Below are 20,855 nucleotides of genomic sequence, written 5' to 3'. Positions count from 1 at the left end.
CCGGCTATCCGTGAGCGCATCACCACGCCGATCGCACAACCGCCCACGATCCGATATGGTGATTGCAAGTTACGCCAAGGACCTCATGCACCAATCGAACCACCAAATGAAATTACTCGCCGCGGGTCGCTGCGGACGCTGCGCGGAGCGGGTCTCACACACTGCCATCGTGCGCGAGGCCGACTGCGCCCAGTGCGGCTCGCCGCTGGGGTTTCGGGGCGGCGATATTCTGGAGACGCTGCAATCGCGCCAGCAGAATTGGCGGCTTCGGGGGTATGCGCTGGTGGCGCTGGCGAGTTTTTTGGCGGGCGTGGTGCCGCTGTTGCAGGTGGTGGTGCAGGTGGCGGCGCTGTTTATTCTGCATATCATCGTGCTCAGGCGCGGGCTTATCTGGCTGTCGCCGGCGCGCCGGGTTCTGGCGCGCGTGAGCATGCGGCTGCTGGGCACGGCGATCGCGATGAGCGCGGTGGTCATCAACGTGGCGATTGTCCCGCTGATCGGGGTGAGCGCGGTGGTGCTGGGCGTGCTCGGGCCGCTGTTGACCGCGCTCTATATCGAAGGTGGGCTGGCGATTCTTCGGAAACGCTGGCGCCTGGAGGCCGAGGGCCAACCCCTGCGGGTGTCGGAGTGGGCGCTGCCCGGGGTCGTCTTGCTTATGATGTTTGGCGCGTTGGCGGCGACGGTCGCCGTGGTGGTGGGCGCGGCTTATATGCTGGCCAATGCCGATATCCCCGGGGTCAGCGCGATCGCCGAGGTTCTCACCGAGCTTATCCCCTGAAGCGTTGAGTAGGTGTGCGATGGAGCTGCAATTATTACGATTTTTGGCGATGATATTCGGCCCGGCCATCACGTCCGCCGCGCGCCCGGCCGCGACTTTTTGGGGCGTGCAGATCGTCGTGGCGGTCCTGGTGCATCAGGACCTGGCGAGCCTGCCGCAGGCGATGCAATGGCTGGTGTCGCCGGCGGCGTTGGTGGTCGCGGGGGTTCTGGCCGGCGCCGAGATCGCGGCCAAACACGACCCGGACATCGCGGGGGTGCTGCGCGACGTCGGGGTCGATAATATCACCGGGGCCTTCGGCGCGTTCAGCGCCGCCCTGCTCTTCGCCGCCCTCGGCATGCCCGAGGCCGAAGCCGCCGGACTCATCAACGACGCCGTCGCCGCCCCCGACACCGCCGCCAACCTAACACAGGCCACGACGGGCTTATTGGGCGCAACCGCCGGCGCTGCGACGACCGAGCAGAGCCTCGGCCTGCAGGGCGGCATCATCGGCGCGGCGGTCGCCCTGAACCTCGGGCTGACCTGGATGCGCTCGCAACTATTGGATTTCGTCGATGATTTCGACCTCGGCGGCCTCTGGGCGAAGCTCGAGACCGGCGGCGTGGTGGGCGTGTTGGTCCTGCTTCCTTTGTTGCCGCTTATTGGCTTTGGCGTCCTCCTTTTGAGCACGGTTCTCTTCGCCGTGCTCACCTTCGTCGCGCGCAGCGCCGAGCGCGCCGCCGACCAGCGGGCGCGCGTGCCCTGCGAGAGCTGCGGCTATCACCTGCGCGCCGAGGCATCGCTTTGCCCCGAATGCCATCGCGAGCGCGTGCCGAGCGCGGAGGTTCACACCGGGCTCGAGACCGCGATGCAGACCTTGCGTCAGCGCTCGGCGCCACCAGAGCAAAAGACCCCGGCATAAAGGAGGCGCTGGATTTATTTCATCCGGTGTTTAGATATCTGCGCGTGGTTGTACCCCACCTGCAGATAACTCCCTCCTTCAAATATGTTGAGGCATCGCAATGACCCACAAACTCTCCATCCTCGACCTCGCCCCCGTGGGCGAAGGCCAAACATCCTCTGAAGTTCTTCAAAATAGCGTCACCCTGGCCCAGCGGGCTGAGGCCCTGGGCTATACGCGCGTCTGGTTCGCCGAGCACCACGGCATGCCGAGCATCGCGAGCTCTTCGCCGGAGCTGCTGATGGCGCATGTGGCCTCGGCGACCCGGACGATTCGCGTGGGTTCGGGCGGCATCATGCTGCCGAATCATGTGCCGCTCAAAGTGGCGGAGAGTTTTCACACGCTTGAGGCGCTCTACCCGGGGCGCGTCGATCTGGGCATTGGGCGAGCGCCGGGGACCGACCAGACGACGGTGCGCGCGCTGCGCTCCTTCGACCCGTCGAAATTCGCCGAGCAGCTCCAGGAGCTGATGTTATTGTCGAGCGGCGGCTTCCCGCCGGAGCACCCATTCGCGTCGATCCGGGTGATGCCGGGGGACGTCGACCTGCCGCCGATCTGGCTGTTGGGGTCGAGCGGGGCGAGCGCGAAATTCGCGGGGCAGCAGGGGCTGGGTTATAGTTTTGCGAGTCATTTTAGCCAGACCCCTGCGGGGCCGGCGCTGGCAGCTTATCGCGACAATTTCGTGCCGTCTGAGCGCTTCCCTAAACCGCATGTGATCCTGGCGGTTTCGGTGGTCTGCGCCGAGACCGACGCTGAAGCGGACTTTTTGGCGAGCACCGGCGATCTGATGCAGGTGAACCTGCGCCGCGGCCAATTCGTGCCGCTCACCCCGCCCGAGGAGGCCAGCAAGCGCGAATACAGCGCGTTTGAGCGCTCGATCATCGAGGACGGGCGCAGGCGAAATTTCGTCGGCAGCCCCGAGACCCTTCGCGCCAAACTCGGCGCCTTCGCCAAAGACAACCAGGCCGACGAGCTGATGGTCACCACGATCCTGCACAGCCCCGAAGCACGACTTCGCTCCTATGAGTTATTGGCCGAGGCCATGGAGATTGAGGCGCCGGCTTAACTCAACGCAACTCCCCGGCCCGCAGCGCGTCGAGGACGCGGCGTTGGAACCCAAACTCGTGGTCGTTGGTCACCGGAGTGAGGAGGTAATTGATATGGGCGTAGACGGCTAATAGCAGCCAGGCCACTGGGGTATCGTCGCCGGGGACGGCCTCGAGCGCGCGCTGCACGACCGGGCTATTCTGGTTAATCAGCAGATAGGGCGGTTGGTGGCCGATATAGAAAAACGGCTCATCATTTTGGCGCAAATATATCTGCGAATTGACCGCAGCCGGGAAAATGCCCTGCGGCGCCGGGCCATCGAAGTCAAAGATAACGATGCGCGTCTGGTGATCGCCCGCCTGGCCGGCTTGCTCCTGAGCCTGGGATTCGGCCAGGGAGTCCGGGCGAAATTGAGCCAGCAAACGCTCGAGTCGGCGCGCCAGCGGTGCCGCAGCGAGTTGGTGCCCGCCGGCTGGCGCAGACGGCGTCGGCGGTGCCGGCGCAGACGGCGTCGGCGGTGCCGGCGCAGACGGTGTCGAAGTCGGCTGCGGGCGCCGAGACATCGCATGGATGCGCCCCACCAGACGCTCAAGCCAGCGTGCGAGCACTTCCGGGGCGTCCTCGCGCAACTCCAGACGCGAGGCCGGGGCAAGCCTTTGGCCCCGGTAGCGCTCAATCAATGCCTGGCGAAGAAAGTTCATGGCGCCAACCGGTAGGCGATGGCGCGTGGCGAAGACCGGCGCCTCCAGGACACGACGCGCCAACTCCTGCTCGGGGGGCGTACCGACGAAGATCGGGCGCATCGGCCCCTGGAGCGCCTGTGCGAATTTCAAATGCCGGGCGGCAAATCCAAGCAGCACCTCCAGGGCGACCAAAAGCTGCGCGGAGTCCTCAAACCCGGCGAGCCTGGCGAGCATATCGCTGAGCAGCGCGGTGCTCTCTGCGCGCAATGCGGCGTCGAGTTTTTTGAGCGTCTCCCCCCAGTCATCGGACGGCTGCTTGAGCTCGACCACGCCCACCAGGCCAAACTCGATGCTCGACTGGCGCAGCAGGGCGACGCGGCGCTTGTCGACCGAAATCACCCGTATATTCGGCGCCTCGACGGACGCCTTCGGCAGGCCAATCCGCCCCTTATAATACCGGGTATCGAGCTCACGGATGGCGACCATGGCAGCGCGATTGCTCCAATCCTGGGGGATGGGCCCGCTTTCCGCGCCCTCTTCTCCCGCCTCAAACGCCCCGACGAGCGTCCCCAGCGGCCTCAATAATCGGAAAGACCAGGGGTTGAGCATCAGCGCGCGCGGCACATGATTCGGGTCGGCGCTCCCCGGCGCCTGAGGGTTCTCTGAGACGCGCCCGTCGAGCATCACTATCCTCCCAAAGCGCTGAAATCCCTGAAGAATTTGCGCAAGGGAGACCTCGCGAAATTGCTCATCCCAGAAGAGCCCGAGCTGCTCGACGCCGTAGGTCGGGGCGTGGGGTTGATATAGGCGGCGCCAGCAGACGAAGTGGCGAAGGTGGCGCGCGGCCTGTCGGCGGGCCTCTTCGGCCTCTTCGCGTCGCGGATCGCCGAGGCCGTCCACCAACGTTCGGTATAGCGCCTGGACCAATTCCTTAATCACCGCCTCGTCGGGCAGCGCAGCCCCCGAGGCCTCGCCACTGGAGCCCGGCGCCGGCTCAACCAATAGCGGCGCGTTGGGGTATGCGCGCAGGCCAAAAGCCAGGTCGCGCACCTCCCAGCGCCGGTCCGAAGACCGGGCCAGGCGCTCGCGCGCGTCGACCCGGATATAGGCGCCGTGGCCGACCAGCTCGACCAGCAGCGCCTCGCTGCGCGGGTCGAGCGCCAGAATGCGGCTTTGGTCCAGGCCGTCGAGGTTCGCCGGCACTTCGGGCACCGTCCCGTAAACAAGCCCGCCGGTGTGGGCCATGATGGACTCGAGCTCGCGCAGGTTTATGGTGCGGCCATCCAGGGTCGAAAAGAGCTCGAGCTCGCCGAGGTTATGCTGCTTGGATGCGCCGCGAAGGTCGAATCGAATCGCGGCGCCCTGAGCATTCTGGCCGGCGCGGATTTGCATCGTCGAGTCGCGCAGCAGCGCGGCGAGCGCGATATAGGCCCCGGCGGTATTCGGCAGCGTCGGGGCGTGGCTGAGCTGCTCAAGCGCCTGCGCGCTGGTCTCCTCGAGGCTTTTTTGGGCGCCCGCCACGATCGCGCGGGCGATGGACTCGGCCAGCACCTGAGAGGGGTCGAAGGGGTTGGCGGCGAGCAGGTCGCTGGGCAGATCTACGGGCGCGTCGATCTCGATAAAATGCCCGGCGTAGGGATTCTCCACCGCGCCCTCCCACACGACACGCTCCAGGGCGACCACCCGCACCCAGACGCCCAGCGCGCTCCCGTCCGCGCCGCCCGAGCGCGCGGCGCGGGGCAATCGCATGGGCGTATAAATCCGCACATTATACTGGCTGCGCGCGCCGCCCAGTCGCTCCAAAAGGCGTCCCTGCCCGGGCGCGTCTTCGCCGTCCTGCTCGCCCTCAGCCCGCTGCAATTGGGCCGCAAACGCCGCCTCTTTTAGCTGCGCGGCCAGCACCCCGGCGCGCATCGCGGGCATCTCACGCACGCCCAGGAGCCAGGGGCGCTCGGGCGGGGTGACGAGCGCCTGGTTAAAGATCGCCTCGTCGCTCTCCTTTAAGTCCTCGAAGCGAATCACCCGGATATTTGGGCCGGCCAGGTCCTCGAGGATCTGGCCATCCGCCGCTGACGCGCTAAACACCGGCGCGCTCAACGCCTGGCCGATGCGCAACGCGCGCAGCCCGGCGAGGGTGTCCGCCTCGACGCTAGGCTCGACCACGAGCAGGCAGGAGTGGGCGTCGAGGACCAGGCGAATATGGCGGGGTTCAAGCGTGTCGCCGCCCAAAAATTTAAGCCGAAAGCCCTCGCCGCGCGCCCCGTCGCTCGCCGCCATATGGGCGTAGGTGCGCAGCTGCGCCCACAGGTCGCTCAGGCGCTTATCCTGGACGATCGCGGAGTGGTCGGCGGTCTTATTGAGGTGATTGTAGGTCACGATTCCGCCGTAGGCTTTTCCCTCGACCAGCGGGAAGTGCACCGACTCCACCCACACCCCCCAGGTGAGCAATTTGAAGACCTGGTTATGCACCTGGCGCGCCACGCCGATGCTCCCGTACAGCTCGCCCTCGTCGAATTTGATGACGTCGTCGTACCCGATCAGCCGCGGGCTGCGGATGCTTGTATAGCCAAAGACCGGGTGGGAGTTGACCAGGATGGGCACCGGCGCGGCCAGGCAACGCTCCTCAATGGCCGAGCATTCGCGCGGGCCATACGGAGTCTCGATAAGCGAGCTCTGCCCGCGCACCTTGCGCCGGCGAAGGCCCTGCGCGCGCAGAAAGGACCCGTTCAGCGCCGCCTCGGGCGTGCCCACTTCGACCAGGTCCCGGCCCGGGTTGATCTCGACGCGAGTCGTGCCGGCCAGGGTGCCGTCGCCGGACTCCAGGATGATCTGGTCGGGCTCAAAACGCATCAGCGCGTTGACCCCAAGGGCGAGCTGGCGAATGGCGCCGGTGGAGACATCGGATTTGGCCGCGAAGAGGAAATCGAAGAGCGCCGTGAGCTCGCCTTCGCTAAACCCGCCGCCCACATAGGAGAGGATAAAGGTGTCGTCGTCGATCTGCATATCGACGTGGGTCGCCCCGCTGGCGATGGCCGCCTGGATGAGCTCGAGCACATAATAATGCGGGTCTGCCAGCGCAAATTCGCGCATCTTTCGGATGGCGCGCTCCCGCGAGACCTGGAAGCTCTTGCGCTCGCTAAACTCACCAGCCTGCCGACTACGGGCGATAATCGCATCGATATTAGACATAGGAACCACGGATTTCAGAGGGGTAGCGCTGAGGTATTTGAGCAACAATTGAGGGCGCAGCCACTAGGCCTGAGCCGCCTCGATCATGGACATATCACAGCTCGGCAGGCGGTCCTGGCTGAGCAACAAACTCTTGGCCAGGCAATAAGCGGCGAGCTCGGGTTGGCTTTGGTAGACCTCGAGCAGATAGGTGAAGTGGGGGTGATCGCGGTTGACCGCGGCCTCCAGGCTGCGCGTGCCCCGCGCGGCGCCGACCGGCGGGCGCGCCATAAATGAGCTGAGCTTATTGCCCACCACGAAGAGCTGCTCATCCCCCGCGCTCCACCCGATCTGGCAGGTGGTCATGCGCCGGTATCCGGCGCCTGCGTCGCGCAGAATCCGCGACGCGTGCGCGATTAACCCGCGCACCACCTCGGGCGGCGAGGCGTCCAGGACCACGGGCAAATAGATATCCTCGGGGGCGACGAGCACGCTGGGCGTGGCGTTGGAGACCCCGAAGACCTTAAGCGCGCTGCGGATCTTGGAGCCCAGCGTGTCGCGGTAGCGCAGCCGCACGAATCGATCCACCAGCCGGTTGACCGCGTCCAGCGGGGATGCCGCCGCCGTCCCCCCCTCGCCTCGCCCATACACCACCAGGCTGCCGGCGCGCTCCAGGGCCGCGCATAGCTCCGAGGGCTGCTCGCTCACCAGCACGCGCCCGCTGTCGGCCCAGGCGTCGTAGAGCTCGTCGAGCGACAGGGCGGAGCCGTTGAGCCCGCGGATCACGCGCCGCCCGCCGATGGATTTGAGCAATTCAGCGGGCTCCCGGGCCAGATAATTGCACAGCTCGCCGTAGGCCTGCATTTGCTCGAAGGCCCAGCCATCCTCGGCCACCAACGACTCGAGCTGGGCGACCAGCGCCCCGAAGAGGTCCTGGTTTACCGCGTCCTCGAGCAGGCGCATAGCCTTATCGTAGTTGGCGTCGCGCATGATGGTGTCGCGGCTCAGGGTATGCTCCAGATAGCGCGACTTGATCTTGAAGCCGATATGGCGAAACCGCGCGGCGCGCGCGCCGAGCAGGTCCTCGCCGATCTGAGAGTACGCCAGGGTCAGCCCCGCGTTATAGAACCCGTAAGACGGGCGGCGCTGGTAGGCGCACACGATCTCGGTCCCCTGGTGCTCGACCCGGGTGACGCAGCTCCCCTCGACCCCAAAGGGCTGGTTGATCCGCTCGGGCTCGGCGAAGGCGTCGGTGTTCTGGCTGCGGTCCTCGAAGGTGATCTCGGTCTCGGAGTGCGCGCACCAGAATTTGAGCCGCTCCCGCGTCCCCTGCACCAATTCATTGTAGCGCTGGATGTCGCCGGCCAGAAAAAGGGTGATCTGGGTGCCCTCCACCGGCATCTGCACCCGGGTCTTGGTGAAGGTGCGATCCTCGTGAAAGAGCACCTCCCAATACTCGCCGCCGCGCCCGGTTTGCACCAACACGGCGCGCGGCTCGAGCGCGAAGACCGACACAAAGCCGATGCCAAATTTGCCAATCTTGGTCAGGTCGTCCTCTTTGGCCGACGAGAATAATTGGGTCAAATAAGTGTCGATAATATGCTCATCCATCCCCTCGCCAAAATCATCGACGTGCAAAGCGATGGTGCCGATATAATCGTCGCCGGGGATAAACTCGCTCCACACCTCGACCACCTGGCTGCCGGCGTCCATGGCGTTCTGGGCCAGCTCGCGGAAGCAATCCAGCGGAGAGCTAAATTGGGTCACCAGGTTTTCGATAAGGCCGGTATTTTTCTGGCTCACGGGCATCTCGCTTCACGAAATTATGCGCTCATCGGAGCGTTGCAGGATTTGAGGTGGTGCTAGCGACACCTAAGGTTCGCGATATTTGGCAGAAGTGTCTCCGAATCGCGCGGTGCAGACAAGGGGCGAGCGTGGTTGGGTCATTGAGTGTCGTGGTGTCTTCGACCGGCGTGGTGTCATCGGTCGCCGTCGCGTCATCGGTCGCCGTTGTGTCATCGGTCGCCGTCGCGTCATCGGTCGCCGTTGTGTCATCGACCGCCATCGAGTCATCGACCGCCATCACATCATCGACCGCCGCCGAGGCCTACGCAAAAAACGCTACGACCCCGGCTACCGATTCTGTCGCGCCCCGTTGGGGCTGGTGGTCCGAAACGCGTTCGCCGATTCGAGGAGGCGGTCGGTTATGAATCGGATTCGCCACACAATTTCGCCACGCGAGGCTCGTAGATCATGCACGACCCACGCGCGGCAAGCCCCGCAGGGGCGTGACAGAATTAGTAGCCGTGGGCGCAGGGCGCCAATCCCGCCAGGGTTGGCGGCCGTAGCCTTCGGCGGGGGTCGGGGCTTGGGCGGCGGTCGTGGCTTGGGCGGCGCTCGTGGCTTGGGCGGCGGTCGTGGCTTGGGCGGCGCTCGTGGCTTGGACGGCGCTCGTGGCTTGGGCGGCGCTCGTGGCTTGGGCGGCGGTCGTGGCTTGGGTGGCGGTCGTGGCTTGGGCGGCGGACGTGGCATCACCGGTTGCGGCTAAATCGAATAAATCAAATTCTGAGTGCCACGCGCGGCGCAAAAATCGCGCAGCGGCGCCATCATATGACGCGGCACCACGAATTTACGGTCGCCGAAGATATTCACGCCCGACTTTTGGCGCGCGACTTTAAGGGCCGCGCGCATCTTCGAGGAAAATTGCGCGTCCGTCTGTACTCGAGCGCCGAGCGGGTCATTCTGACGGTCTTCGGCGACGTCATCGGCCAGCATATCCAGGCCGAATTGGGCGATAAAACCGGTCGGGCCGCCTGCCTCCATCAGCGGGCGGAGCACGTCGGGGGCGTCCTCGGCGCGCCAGATAATCGGCCCGACGCTGCCGCGCACGACCCGCTCCACGCGCACCCCGCCGAGCGCGGCGAGTTTGATAAAGGTCGACTCGCTGCCCAGGGCGGTGCATTTATAGACCAGTGATTTTAATTGCTCGGTATGCTCGGCGTTCTCGGCGTCCAGGCGCACCAGCGGCTGACTCCAGGCGCTGTGGGTCTGGGCGAGCTGGATGGAATAGCGCACGAAGAGCCCGGAGGCCTCGAGCTTGTCGAGCACGATATTAAAATAGCCGGTGCGGCTGCGCGCATCGATCTTGCGCAGGGCGACCGTCATCTGACCAAGCGACGCCAATTCACGCCCCTGAATCTGCGAATAATAATCGTGTTTATGCAGCAGTTTCTGATAAATCGAGGCGTCGCTGGCCCTCGCCTGGCGCTCAAGCTCCGCGCGCGCGCCGAGCTTCTGAAGCTGCTCGGCGGCGATCTGCACGTCGGTCTGCACCCGCGTCCACTCGCGGTAGCTCGGCAGGCCCGAGGCGAGATTCACCTGCACGCCCGGGTATAATCCGCGGTGCACCCGGGGGTCCATGCAGCCAAGGTGCGAGCGCAGCGCGCGCGCCTCGGGATAATGCAGGTTGAGGCGCGCGCTGCGGATGATGCGCCCCAGTCGGCCGATATAGTCGGCCTCTTGCGGACCGCTTAATTCACGCGTCTGGGCGGCGCTCATCGATGCTGCTCCTTTGTCGAACGAACCCGGCTCACCTGCTGCGCCGCGGCCTCTTCGGCGCCCTCAAAATCCAGCACAACCTCGCCCGCGTTCGACCCCACGCCGGCTTGTCGGGCGGCCTGCTCGATCTTATCGGCCAACGCCAGGGACATCGCCCCTGCGATATCCATCTGGTCGTAGCCCTCATTAAGCGCGAGATTGCCGGCCAAAATCTGCTGGGTCTCGTCGTCGTAGAGCTCCATCTCCTCGAGCATCGCGTCGACGTTCTCGCGGAAATAGACCTGGGTCTCCGAGACAAAGCGCGTGGCGTGGTTGACCGACTCGGTCATGGCCTTGAGCGAGTGCTGCAGCTCGAACATGACGACCGAGGCGTCGGCGGCCACGCCGATGGCCTGAATTTGCCCGGAGATCAGGTCGAGCTTCTCGGTCGCCGCGGTCACATAGACAACGATATCTGACTGCAAATGCCCAATGGTTTCAGCCAGTTGGCGGGTATTCTCCTGCAGCTTCGCCAGGCGGTTCTCGGCGGTGGCGTAGAGCTTTAATTTGGTGGCGTGCTCGGAGAGCGCGCGATGGGTGCGGTCCAAGAGCGCCTGGGCCTGGCGGCCGTCGGCGCTGCTGAGCTCCACCGCCGCGCGCTCGACCTCCAGGCGGCTCTTGAGCGCCTCAAGCTGGCGAATATGCGCCACGGCGAGCTCCTCGTTTTTGGCAGACTCGACGATCTTTTGATTGAGGCGGTCGATCTCATCCCATAGCCCCACCTTGGCGGCCTCGAGCCGGTCCACGAACTCGGCGGCCTCCTTCGCCCGGCGCGCGCTGAGCTCGTATTGCTCGCGCAAAATCTCCTCGATGGAGCGGTGCGTCAACACCTGCCCGCCCACCCAGGGCAACTTCGCCAGGAAGTTACGCAGGCTGCGCGAGAACTCGCCGCGCTCGCGCTCCTTGCTGAGCTGGCCGCTGATCTGGCGCAATTTCTCAACCTCGCCGACAAGCGTCTGCTGGATCTCGGCGTTATGCTCGCGCAGCTTCTCCAGCGCCGCGAGGTCGCGCCGCTGGCGCGTGCGCTCACTGACGATCATGGACTCGATGGCTGCTCTGGAGATGTCCTGCCCGAGATAGGGCACCTCGCGCGCCAGAATATCCGGTGCCGATTGACTCATAACCTTACTTCTTTGCAGTGCAGGGGACCCATTGGGGCGCTCAAGCTATCAATCACGATGGGTTTATTCAATCCGAAACGCCGATTATCCCTCGCCCCTTTTCGCCGACCTTCGAGCGCCCCAGCGGCCCGATTTGGGGGGGAAATCAAGCGCCAAAATAATTGCGCCAGAATTGCGCCGACGTTGCGCTGATACTGCATTCGATAATCCGTAGTATCCGCTCAGTCAGACCTTCGCGCTGATTATTATTTCCCTCTATTGGAGAACAACAATGCAGTCGAAAACGAATCTATATCTCATCCTCGCAGCCGCCGTTCTATTGGCGCTGCCTAGCGCTGGCTGTGGCGACAGCACCGAATGCGGGCCGGGGACGGTCCAAAAAGGCGAGCAATGCGTGGCGGACCAGACCATCGGTGAGCAACCCGGTGACGAGCTTGAGTGCGGGGCGGGCACCGTCGAGCAAGACGGCGCCTGCGTGCCCGACGGCGCCGAGACCGCCTGTGGCCCCAAGACAACGCTGCAAGATGGCCAATGCGTAATCGCGGCGGACGCCTGTCAGGCGGGGGAGAACCTCGACCCCAACAGCGGCGAGTGCGTGGCCGCCGGCGGCCCCGAATGTGGCCAGGGAACGGCCCTGGACAGCGGCTCGGGCGAATGCGTCCCCACGGCCGATGTCTGCGACAGCGGCACGGTCTTCGACGAGGCGTCCGGCCTCTGCCTGCCCGACGCCTGCCAGGTCGGCGATGTGCTCCTGGGCGGAATCTGCGTGAGCCCGGCCCAGGAGTTGGCCGCCCAAGCAGACGTCGAAGAGGTCGAGAATAACGACCCGGCCCACGGCGGCCAGACCAACGCGTTGACCCTCAAGAGCATCGGCGAGCGCACGGTCTTCACCGGCAAGATCGATGCGCCGAGCGATTTAAGCGGCGACGGCGAAGTCGACCAGGACCTGGATATCTTCCACTTCGAGGCGGTGGCCGGACAATTGCTGCAGCTGTCGGTGCAGTCCACCGGCATCCCCTCACCGGCGTTTTTGGTCGAAGGCCCCAATGGATTCCAGCGCTTGAGCCCGCAGCTTGGCGGCGCCGACACCGCGCGCCAAATCCTGATCCCGGTCGACGGCACCTATACCGTGACGGTGATGCCGGCGGCCTATGCCGCGGCGATTGTGTCGGGCAGCAGCGTCGCGGGCCCCTACGGCGGCGACGATTGGGGCTATGTCGGCACCATCGAAGAGATCGACGCGCCCACGCCCGTCGACGTGGACGCCAACGGCGGCTCGCTCAGCGGAGAGTACAGCACCCTGGGCGACAACTTCTTCAACCTCACCGGCCTGAGCGCGGGCGATGACGTCACCCTGCAGGTCGAGACCAGCCAGCCCAGCGCGCGCGGCGTCCTGCAGATCTGGGCCGACGGCGCCTATATTGGCTCACATCAGATCGCCCAGGGCGACACGCTGCAATTGCTCGCGCCAGCCTCCGGCGAGCTCCAGGTGGTCGCGGATTGGTTGACGGTCGAAGGGCTGGCTACCGCCTTTGAGATCAGCGCCGCGGTCTCCAGTGACACCCAGGGCCTGGGCTCCATCGGGGCCGACGACGCGATCTCCAGCGCCCCGGTCGACGTGCCCGACGGCGAGAGCGTCGCCTATACCTTTGAGGTCGAGGCCGGCCAGCTTATCGAGCTTAAATTCGCCAATGACACCGCCTTCGCCCCGACGCAGATCAGGCTGACCGATATGTCGGGCGACCATATGGTGCCGGCCCCCGACTACGGCTACGCCTACGAGAACGTCCCGCAGGGGCGCTATTCCTATGCCTATAGCGCCCACGGCGGCAGCTACCGACTCGAGATTCGCCCGGGGAACTCCTTCGACCTGGAGAACCTGGTGACGACCATCACCACCAGCACGCCCGTGGATCTGGGTGAGGTCGCCAGCGGTGATACCGTGGCGCACACTCAGAGCGATCAACTGGACGCCTGGGCATCCGATTTCTACCTGGTCAGCAACACCGACGCGGTGGTGATCTCGGGCGAGATCGACGGAGAGGCCAGCAAGCAAATCGGCCTGTACTTCTTGGCCGAAGACAACACGACCCTGGCCAACCGCGGCTTCCAGAACGGCACCCTGACATTCCACGAAACCCTGCTCGCCCCGGGCACCACTCTGCTCAAGGTCACGGCCACCAACCAGGCCCACGCCGGCTATAGCCTGGAGTTGAACGTCGACCCGGCGCAGCAATTGGAGGTCGAGCCCAACAACGGTCCGCTGCTGGCGAACCCCTTCGATATCAGCTCCGCGCTGTACGGCTCGGTCCCGGGAAGCCTGGATGACGATTATTATACCTTCACCATCCCGGCCGACATGGCCGCCGACGAGGTCTTCTCGTTGATCGTCGACCCGCTCGACTCCGCCAGCGCGTCCTTCCGCTGCACGTTGAGCGACCAGAACGGCGATCTGGTGGGCGTCAATAACCCCCACGCGCTCTATAATGGTTGCGTGACGATGGCCACGGGACTGCAGGCCTCGGAGACCTACTTCCTGCATATCGAGGCCACCCGCCAGCACCCGACCTCGCCGCTGACCTATAAGCTCAGCGCGGCCACCGATATGGGGATGTTGGAAGCGGAGCCCAACAACGCCGCCGCCAGCGCGACCTCCTTTGACCTCAGTGAGCTGCAGGCGGGGACCAGCATCTACGGGGAATTGCCGAGCGACGTCGATGTCGACTATTTCTCCTTCACCCTGGCCGCCGATATGAATAGCGGCGACATCATCACCCTCGAGCTCGAACAATTCGGTCCATATACCTTCCAATATGGCCAAATTGAGCTGCTCGACGCGGGAGAAAATGTCGTGACATCCGCGCCCTTCTACGGTCAACTTCAGCTGGAGAACCTGCTCGCTGGAGACTATTACCTGAAGCTGCGCCGCAACGCCGCCAACCCGGCCTACGGCATGGTGTACCGGATCGACGCGCTATAATCCTACAGGCATAGTCAAATATCACTGCCCCTAACTCAAAGCCCCGGGCGCCGCTCAACGCGGCGCCCGGGGCTTTTGCGTACTCTTTTAACCGGCGAATTGTTGTTGAGGTCGACGCGCCCGAAGCCGTGGAACTCGCGGACTCGACGCATGAACTCATGAAATGTTCTAAGAGGCTCGGGCGTGGGGCAGATGCCAGCCATGGCGAATGGCCATATAGCGCAGGAAAAAGCAGGCGAGCCCGCCCACCAAGATGCTCCCAACCGAGGTAATGTGCAGCATATGGCCGAGGACCACGATCGTGGCGCCGGTGAGCGCGGCCGAGGCGTAGAGGTCGGCGCGCAGCACCGTCGGGATTTGCATCACCAGCAGGTCTCGCAACATTCCGCCACCCACGCCCGTCACCATGCCCAGCAGGGCGGCCATGACCGGATTGAGCCCGAAAGCCAGCGCCTTTTCTGCCCCCGCGACCGCGAAGAACGCCAGGCCAAGGGCGTCGAACCACAGTATCAATGGGTTATGCCGGTTAACCAATGGGTCCCAAAAAAAGACGATGAAACCAGCCAAGAGCGACACGCCCAGATAACTCAAATGCTCGATGGCGGACGGCGGTGTCGCGCCGATCAAAAGGTCGCGCAGGATGCCGCCAGCATTGCCCGCCGCGAAGGCCAGTACCATGATGCCGAAAATGTCGAGGCGATGCTTGCCTGCCGCCATCGCGCCGCTGAGCGCGAACACAAACGTGCCACCAAGGTCCAATAATATCAGCAATAGACGAATCATGGGTTCGCACAGCTCCTTCTCAGTACGGTCACTAGGCGACTAGCGCCATACTGCCGTTGGACATTCGTGGCACCGACAACGCTGGCGTCACCCACGCCGATTTTGTCGGCGGAGGGCAGCGCATCCCCAGCTTGTATAAGGTTTCAACATCGAGAAGCAACACGGCAGTTGTTTCACAGGCGCAGATCTGATGAATAGTTTATGGAGGTGAGCGCTCCCAAGAGTTTAGCGTTGCCCGAGGAACCACCCCGACGTCGCGGTCTTTGGCGACGCGAATCATCCTGGGGTCGGGGCGGGCCGATGCGCTGGCGCTCTTGGACTTGAAGGTCGGCTCCGATTCCATCGCTCACATTTGCGCGCTGGTCGCCCCCGCCGCCGGCAAATAGGCGAGGTTGAGATAATCGAGCAACATCCGGCTGGCGTTAAATCGCCAGCCCAGGCTGATGATGCTCCACTTGACCCGCTCGATCCACTCAATCGGCAGGCCGCTCGCGTCGGTGTCATAATACAGGGGGATGACCTCGTTCTCGAGGACATCGTAGAGGGCGCGCGCGTCGTGCACGTCCTGCTGGCCCGGGTCGGCATATTCGGAGGTGTCGCCGATGGCAAAGCCATTGCGCCCGTCGTAGGCCTCGGCCCACCAGCCGTCGAGGATGGAGCAGTTGAGCGCCCCATTGAGCACGACCTTTTGCCCGCTGGTGCCGCAGGCTTCCTGCGGGCGTCGCGGATTATTCAGCCAGATGTCGACGCCGTGGAGCATATGGCGAGCGACGTTCATCTCGTAGTCGGCCAAGAAGACGACGCGCCCCTCAAACTCCGGGTCGGTCGTGACCTGCACGATCTTCTGGATAAGCGCCTTGCCGTATTCGTCGGCCGGGTGAGCCTTGCCGGCGTAGATGATCTGAATCGGGCGGTCTGCGTCGCGGATCAGGCGCTTAAAACGCTCGAGGTCATCCATGATGAGATCGGCACGTTTATAGGTCGCGAAGCGGCGCGCAAAACCAATGGTGAGCGTCTCGGGGGCAAAACCCGAGCCCGGCACGACCTGCCCCTCGCCCTCTCCTTTGGGCGCGGTCTGGGTCGCGACGCGGTCGTTGATAAACTCGATGAGCTTCGCCTTGAGCAGTTGGTGGGTCTCCCACAACTCGCCGGGCTCCAGGTTGGCGAGCCCCGCCCAGGCCTCCGGCTTCTCCTGATGATGCTCCCACCCCGGCTCCAGATATTTATCGTAGAGGGTGCGCATCTCCGGGGCTAAAAACGACGGCACATGCACGCCGTTGGTGATATGCCCGATCGGCACATCTTTGAGCTCGCCATGCGGCCACAGGTCGCGCCACATCTGCCGGCTGACCTCGCCGTGCAGATTACTCACGCCGTTGCGATACCGGCTCATCTTGAGCGCCAGCACGGTCATGCAAAACGATTCGTTCGGATTATTGAGGTCGATGCGCCCGAATCCGTGGAACTCGCGGTGGTCGATGCCCAGGCGCGGGCGCATCCAACCGAGCATCTCCTCGAAGAGCTCGATATGAAAGCGGTCGTGCCCGGCCGGCACCGGCGTATGCGTGGTGAAGACGGTCTGGCGCGCGACCTTGTCGCGGGCCTCCTCAAAAAAGATGCCCTCGCGCTCCATATAGCGCGCGGCCAGCTCAAAGGTGGCAAACGCGCTGTGGCCCTCGTTGAGATGATAGACCGCCGGGTCGATGCCCAGCGCGGCCAGCGCCCGCACACCGCCCACGCCGAGCAAAATCTCCTGGCGAATGCGCATGCGCCGGTCGCCGCCGTAGAGTTGGCTGGTGAGCAGGCGGTCGTCGGGGTTATTGCCCGGCACGTCGGAGTCGAGCATCAGCAACTCATTTCGCCCGACCGGCGCGCGCCACACATAGGCCTTGATGCGCTCGCTCCCCATGTCGATCTCGATCTCAAGCGGCGCCCCGTCGGCGTCGACGACCTTGGTCAGCGGGAGCTTGGCGACGTCGGTGCGCCCGTAATGCTCCTGCTGCCAGCCGTCCTCATCGATCGATTGCTGAAAATACCCCAGCGGATAAAAGAGCCCCACGCCCACCAGCGGGATGCTCAAATCACTGGCCGCCTTCATATGGTCGCCGGCAAGAATGCCCAGCCCGCCCGAATAGATCGGCAGGGATTCGTGAATGCCAAACTCAGCGCAAAAATACGCCACCGGCCGGGTGTGCAGCGGCCCCGCGCTCATGCGCGCCTCGGGCCCGCGCCGGGCCAGATAGTCGACCAATTTCTGGTGTCCGTTATGAATCCGCCCCGCCAGACCCGTGCGCTGCGCGCGCGCCTCGAGCTCCGCGGGCTCCCATTCTTCCAAAAAGGCAATAGGATTGTGGCTGCACTTATGCCATAGCTGCGCGTCGAGGTCTCGAAAGACCCGCCAGCCATCCGGCTGCCAACACCATCGCAGGTTGTGCGCAAGCGCCTCGAGCTTTCGCACCAGTGGATATTTAGTCTTGGTCGTCATAAAAGGTCTCGGAATATTAGACGGGTATTAATTAAATACCGGACACTTGCCGCGGGAAAGCGCACTTTGCTATTCAACGGCGGACATTTCAAGGAGTCGCGCGCATGCCTGGTATTGGAATCATCAGCAACCCACATAGCCGCCGCAATCGGCGTCACCCCGAACAGATGCGTCGCCTGGCCTATATCCTGGGCCAGGATGACAATCATGAATTGACCAACCGCATCGAGGACGTCGGCGAGGCGGCCCAGCAATTCAAAGAGAACGATATCGATATCCTCGCGCTCAACGGCGGGGATGGCACCAATCATGTCACCCTGACCAAATTCATCGAGGTCTGGGGCGACAAACCGCTGCCGAAAATCGCGCTCTTACGGGGAGGCACCATGAACACTGTGTCCAATGCCGTCGGAGTCAAGGGGACGCCCTCTCGCCTGTTGGCCAACCTGGTTGAGAAATACTATACAAATCAACCATTTGAGACCACTGAGCGCGACCTATTAAAAGTCACGGACGCCACCGGAAGCCGGTACGGCTTTATCTTTGGCAACGGCATGGTCGCCAACTTCCTGGAGGCGTATTACGCCACCGGCGACCCCAGCCCGGCCATCGCCGCGCGCCTGCTGGGACAGGCCGCGGTCGGCACCTTTTTTAATAGCGATTTAACCAAGCAGCTCTTCCGCCCCTTCCGCGCGCGCATCGAGCTCGACGACGAGGTCTGGACCGAGCGCGATTATATCTCGGTGGTCGCCTCCACGGTCGACCAGATCGGCCTTGGATTCCGCCCCTTTATTCGCAGCGAAGAAGCCCCCGCAACCTTCCATATGCTCGGCATCACCTCGGGCGCGGTCACCACGGCGATGCAATTGCCGCGCATCCGCCTGGGTCTGCCGGTCCCCGAGGATAAGATCCGCTCGGCGGTCACGCACAGCGCGGAATTTATCTCGGAGCAGCCCATCGGCTATACCATCGACGGGGACATGCATATCGCCGACAACGGGCGAGTGCTGTTGGAGACCGGCCCGCGCCTTGAATTAATCATCAAATAGCGCTCGCCTTTTCGGCGCCCGTGCGCACCATTTTGCCGCCACGCCCGCGCGTATATCCGCGGGGAGTTCGGATTGACACAACCCGCCTAAAGCGGCATGAATGCCGGGTACGCTTAAGCGACTGAGATACAAAATTTTATCTTCGATTATCCGCACATAGGATAATCAAATTTTTCGCAAGAATATATTTCTACGCACCATTTTCCTACGAATAAAAGGGACCCTAGATGAGTGAGCAACGCATCGAAGAGTTGAGCGTCAACACGATTCGCACGCTGGCCATGGACGCGGTTCAAAAAGCCAATAGCGGACATCCGGGCGCGCCCATGGGCCTGGCCCCGGCGGCCTATGTGCTCTGGCAAAACCACCTGCGCCACAACCCCAAAAACCCGCGCTGGGATAACCGCGACCGCTTCATTTTGTCGGCCGGCCACGCCTCGATGCTGCTCTACTCGCTGCTCCATCTGACCGGCTACGAGCAGATGACCCTCGAAGAAATTAAGAACTTCCGCCAATGGGGAAGCGTGACCCCCGGGCATCCCGAGAATTTCGAGACCGAAGGCGTCGAGATGGCCACCGGGCCGCTGGGCCAGGGCTTCGCGACCGCCGTGGGGATGGCCATCGCCGAGGCGCAGCTCAACGCGCGCTTCGACGGCGTGGTCGACCACTTCACCTATGTGATTTGCTCCGACGGCGACCTTATGGAGGGCATCTCCCACGAGGCCGCCTCGCTGGCCGGCCACCTGGGCCTGGGCAAGCTCGTCTATATCTATGACGACAATAATATCACCATCGACGGCGGCACCGATATCAGCTTCACCGAAGATGTCTGCGCGCGTTTTGAGTCCTACGGCTGGCATGTCCAGCGCGTCTCCGACGGCACCGACCTCGACGCGATCGACGCGGCCATCGAGGAGGCCAAAGAGGCCACCGACAAGCCCAGCATCATCGCGCTGCGCACGGTCATCGGCTACGGCTCGCCGGCAAAAGCCGGCACCTCGAGCTCCCACGGCTCGCCGCTGGGCGACGAAGAAATCGCGCGCACCAAAGAGGCGCTCGGATGGCCGTCCAAAGAGCCGTTCTTCATCCCCGAAGAAGTCCTCGAGCATATGGGCGCCGCCGCCGACCAGGGCCACAAGCTCGAGAGCGAGTGGGCCGACCGGATGGAGAAATACGCCGCCGAGAACCCCGAAAAATACGCCGAATTAACCCGCCGGCTGGCCGGTGAGTTGCCCGAGAATTGGGACGCCGACCTGCCGCAATTTGCCCCCGACGCCAAGGGCATGGCCACGCGCAAGGCCAGCGGCAAAGTCGTCGAGCGCATCTACGCAGCCCTGCCCGAGTTCAGCGGCGGCTCGGCCGACCTGGCCGGCTCGAACCTGACGCTCTTCCCCGATTACGGCGTCTTCAGCCGCGAGACGCGCGACGCCCAGAATATCCACTTCGGTGTGCGCGAGCACGCCATGGGCGCCGCAGCAAACGGCATGAACCTGCACGGCGGGGTGCGCGGATTCGGCGCGACCTTCCTGATCTTTTCGGATTATATGCGCCCGGCGCTTCGCCTGGCCGCCCTGATGAAGACGCCGACCATCGGCGTATTCACCCACGACTCGATCGGCCTGGGCGAGGACGGCCCGACCCACCAGCCCATCGAACAGCTCGCCTCGCTGCGCGCGATGCCCAATATGACGGTGCTTCGCCCGGCCGACGCCAATGAGACCCGCGAGTGCTGGAAGGTCGCCATCGAGAATACCACCGGTCCGTCGGCCTTCGCGCTGACCCGCCAGGCGGTCGCCACCTATGACCGCGACGCGCTGGGAAGCATCGGCGACGCCACCCGCGGCGCCTATATCCTGGCCGGCGGCGAGCAAACCCCGGACGTCATTCTGATCGGCACCGGCAGCGAGGTCGGCACCTGCATAGCCGCCTATGATATCCTGCGCGCCGAGGGCGTCGCGGTCCGCGTCGTCAGCATGCCGTCCTGGGAGGTCTTCGAGGCCCAGGACGACGCCTGGAAAGAGAAAGTGCTGCCCAAAAATGTCGGCCGCCGCGTCGCCGTCGAGGCCGCTTGCAGCTTCGGCTGGGAGCGCTATGTCGGGCTCAACGGCATCGTCCACAGCATCCCGGGCTTCGGTAAATCGGCCCCGGCGGAGGTCATCTTCGAGAAGATGGGCTTCACCGGCGACCATATCGCGAAACTGGCAAAATCCCTGCTTTAATGCGA

Annotated in this window: 12 protein-coding genes; 6 read left to right on the top strand and 6 right to left on the bottom strand. The window is 64.0% G+C overall.

Going from position 1 to position 20,855, the window contains the following annotated elements; all coding sequences use genetic code 11:
- Positions 1-106 precede the first annotated feature (106 nt).
- The 3 genes from DN745_RS01820 (at position 107) to DN745_RS01810 (ending at position 2,784) form a co-directional block, all read left to right on the top strand.
- Positions 107-778: a hypothetical protein gene (locus tag DN745_RS01820; RefSeq protein ID WP_133621693.1), complete on the top strand. Its 672-nt coding sequence runs from the start codon at positions 107-109 to the stop codon at positions 776-778.
- A 19-nt stretch (positions 779-797) separates the two neighbouring features.
- On the top strand, positions 798-1,679 hold the full coding sequence (locus tag DN745_RS01815; RefSeq protein WP_111331612.1) for a hypothetical protein: 882 nt from the start codon (positions 798-800) through the stop codon (positions 1,677-1,679).
- A gap of 100 nt (positions 1,680-1,779) precedes the next feature.
- The gene (locus DN745_RS01810; RefSeq protein WP_111331610.1) at positions 1,780-2,784 is read left to right on the top strand and encodes an LLM class flavin-dependent oxidoreductase; all 1,005 of its coding nucleotides are present in this window, start codon (positions 1,780-1,782) and stop codon (positions 2,782-2,784) included.
- A gap of 1 nt (position 2,785) precedes the next feature.
- Here the strand turns inward: DN745_RS01810 and DN745_RS19495 are convergent, their stop codons facing one another.
- From DN745_RS19495 to DN745_RS01780, 4 genes are all read right to left on the bottom strand, one after another.
- Positions 2,786-6,637, bottom strand: a complete 3,852-nt coding sequence (locus DN745_RS19495; protein ID WP_204355066.1) for a hypothetical protein — start codon at positions 6,635-6,637, stop codon at positions 2,786-2,788.
- Positions 6,638-6,700: 63 nt separating this feature from the next.
- Positions 6,701-8,419 carry an ATP-binding protein gene (locus DN745_RS01800; RefSeq protein WP_162687389.1) on the bottom strand — a complete coding sequence of 573 codons (1,719 nt, stop codon included), beginning with the start codon at positions 8,417-8,419 and terminating at the stop codon, positions 6,701-6,703.
- 741 nt (positions 8,420-9,160) lie between these two features.
- Positions 9,161-10,174 (bottom strand): hypothetical protein, encoded by a 1,014-nt coding sequence (locus DN745_RS01785; RefSeq protein WP_111331604.1) that lies wholly within the window; start codon positions 10,172-10,174, stop codon positions 9,161-9,163.
- The gene (locus tag DN745_RS01780) at positions 10,171-11,334 is read right to left on the bottom strand and encodes a coiled-coil domain-containing protein (protein ID WP_111331603.1); all 1,164 of its coding nucleotides are present in this window, start codon (positions 11,332-11,334) and stop codon (positions 10,171-10,173) included. Before DN745_RS01780 ends, DN745_RS01785 begins: the two co-directional genes overlap by 4 nt.
- Positions 11,335-11,605: 271 nt before the next feature.
- Here DN745_RS01780 and DN745_RS01775 point away from each other — a divergent pair, with 271 nt between their 5' ends.
- The gene (locus DN745_RS01775) at positions 11,606-14,314 is read left to right on the top strand and encodes a hypothetical protein (RefSeq protein WP_111331601.1); all 2,709 of its coding nucleotides are present in this window, start codon (positions 11,606-11,608) and stop codon (positions 14,312-14,314) included.
- Positions 14,315-14,482: 168 nt separating this feature from the next.
- Here the strand turns inward: DN745_RS01775 and DN745_RS01770 are convergent, their stop codons facing one another.
- Both DN745_RS01770 and glgP read right to left on the bottom strand, forming a co-directional pair.
- Positions 14,483-15,097, bottom strand: coding sequence for a trimeric intracellular cation channel family protein (locus tag DN745_RS01770; protein ID WP_111331599.1), 615 nt, complete (start codon positions 15,095-15,097; stop codon positions 14,483-14,485).
- Between the two features lie 346 nt (positions 15,098-15,443).
- Positions 15,444-17,582, bottom strand: a complete 2,139-nt coding sequence (glgP, locus tag DN745_RS01765) for an alpha-glucan family phosphorylase (protein WP_111331597.1) — start codon at positions 17,580-17,582, stop codon at positions 15,444-15,446.
- Positions 17,583-17,686: 104 nt separating this feature from the next.
- On the opposite strand from glgP, the gene DN745_RS01760 reads away from it, so the two are divergent.
- Positions 17,687-18,631, top strand: coding sequence for a diacylglycerol/lipid kinase family protein (locus tag DN745_RS01760; protein WP_111331595.1), 945 nt, complete (start codon positions 17,687-17,689; stop codon positions 18,629-18,631).
- A 227-nt stretch (positions 18,632-18,858) separates the two neighbouring features.
- Positions 18,859-20,850, top strand: a complete 1,992-nt coding sequence (gene tkt / locus DN745_RS01755; protein WP_111331593.1) for a transketolase — start codon at positions 18,859-18,861, stop codon at positions 20,848-20,850.
- Positions 20,851-20,855: the final 5 nt, after the last annotated feature.

The organism is Bradymonas sediminis, assembly GCF_003258315.1.
Lineage (GTDB): Bacteria > Myxococcota_A > Bradymonadia > Bradymonadales > Bradymonadaceae > Bradymonas > Bradymonas sediminis.
Note: the sequence above shows the minus strand (reverse complement) of the source record. Positions and strands in the feature narration are given on the sequence as shown.

Coding starts and splice junctions, on each gene's coding strand:
- DN745_RS01820 (WP_133621693.1), top strand. CDS start 107: ATGAAATTACTCGCCGCGGGTCGCTGCGGACGCTGCGCGGAGCGGGTC.
- DN745_RS01815 (WP_111331612.1), top strand. CDS start 798: ATGGAGCTGCAATTATTACGATTTTTGGCGATGATATTCGGCCCGGCC.
- DN745_RS01810 (WP_111331610.1), top strand. CDS start 1,780: ATGACCCACAAACTCTCCATCCTCGACCTCGCCCCCGTGGGCGAAGGC.
- DN745_RS19495 (WP_204355066.1), bottom strand. CDS start 6,637: ATGTCTAATATCGATGCGATTATCGCCCGTAGTCGGCAGGCTGGTGAG.
- DN745_RS01785 (WP_111331604.1), bottom strand. CDS start 10,174: ATGAGCGCCGCCCAGACGCGTGAATTAAGCGGTCCGCAAGAGGCCGAC.
- DN745_RS01780 (WP_111331603.1), bottom strand. CDS start 11,334: ATGAGTCAATCGGCACCGGATATTCTGGCGCGCGAGGTGCCCTATCTC.
- DN745_RS01775 (WP_111331601.1), top strand. CDS start 11,606: ATGCAGTCGAAAACGAATCTATATCTCATCCTCGCAGCCGCCGTTCTA.
- DN745_RS01770 (WP_111331599.1), bottom strand. CDS start 15,097: ATGATTCGTCTATTGCTGATATTATTGGACCTTGGTGGCACGTTTGTG.
- glgP (WP_111331597.1), bottom strand. CDS start 17,582: ATGACGACCAAGACTAAATATCCACTGGTGCGAAAGCTCGAGGCGCTT.
- DN745_RS01760 (WP_111331595.1), top strand. CDS start 17,687: ATGCCTGGTATTGGAATCATCAGCAACCCACATAGCCGCCGCAATCGG.
- tkt (WP_111331593.1), top strand. CDS start 18,859: ATGAGTGAGCAACGCATCGAAGAGTTGAGCGTCAACACGATTCGCACG.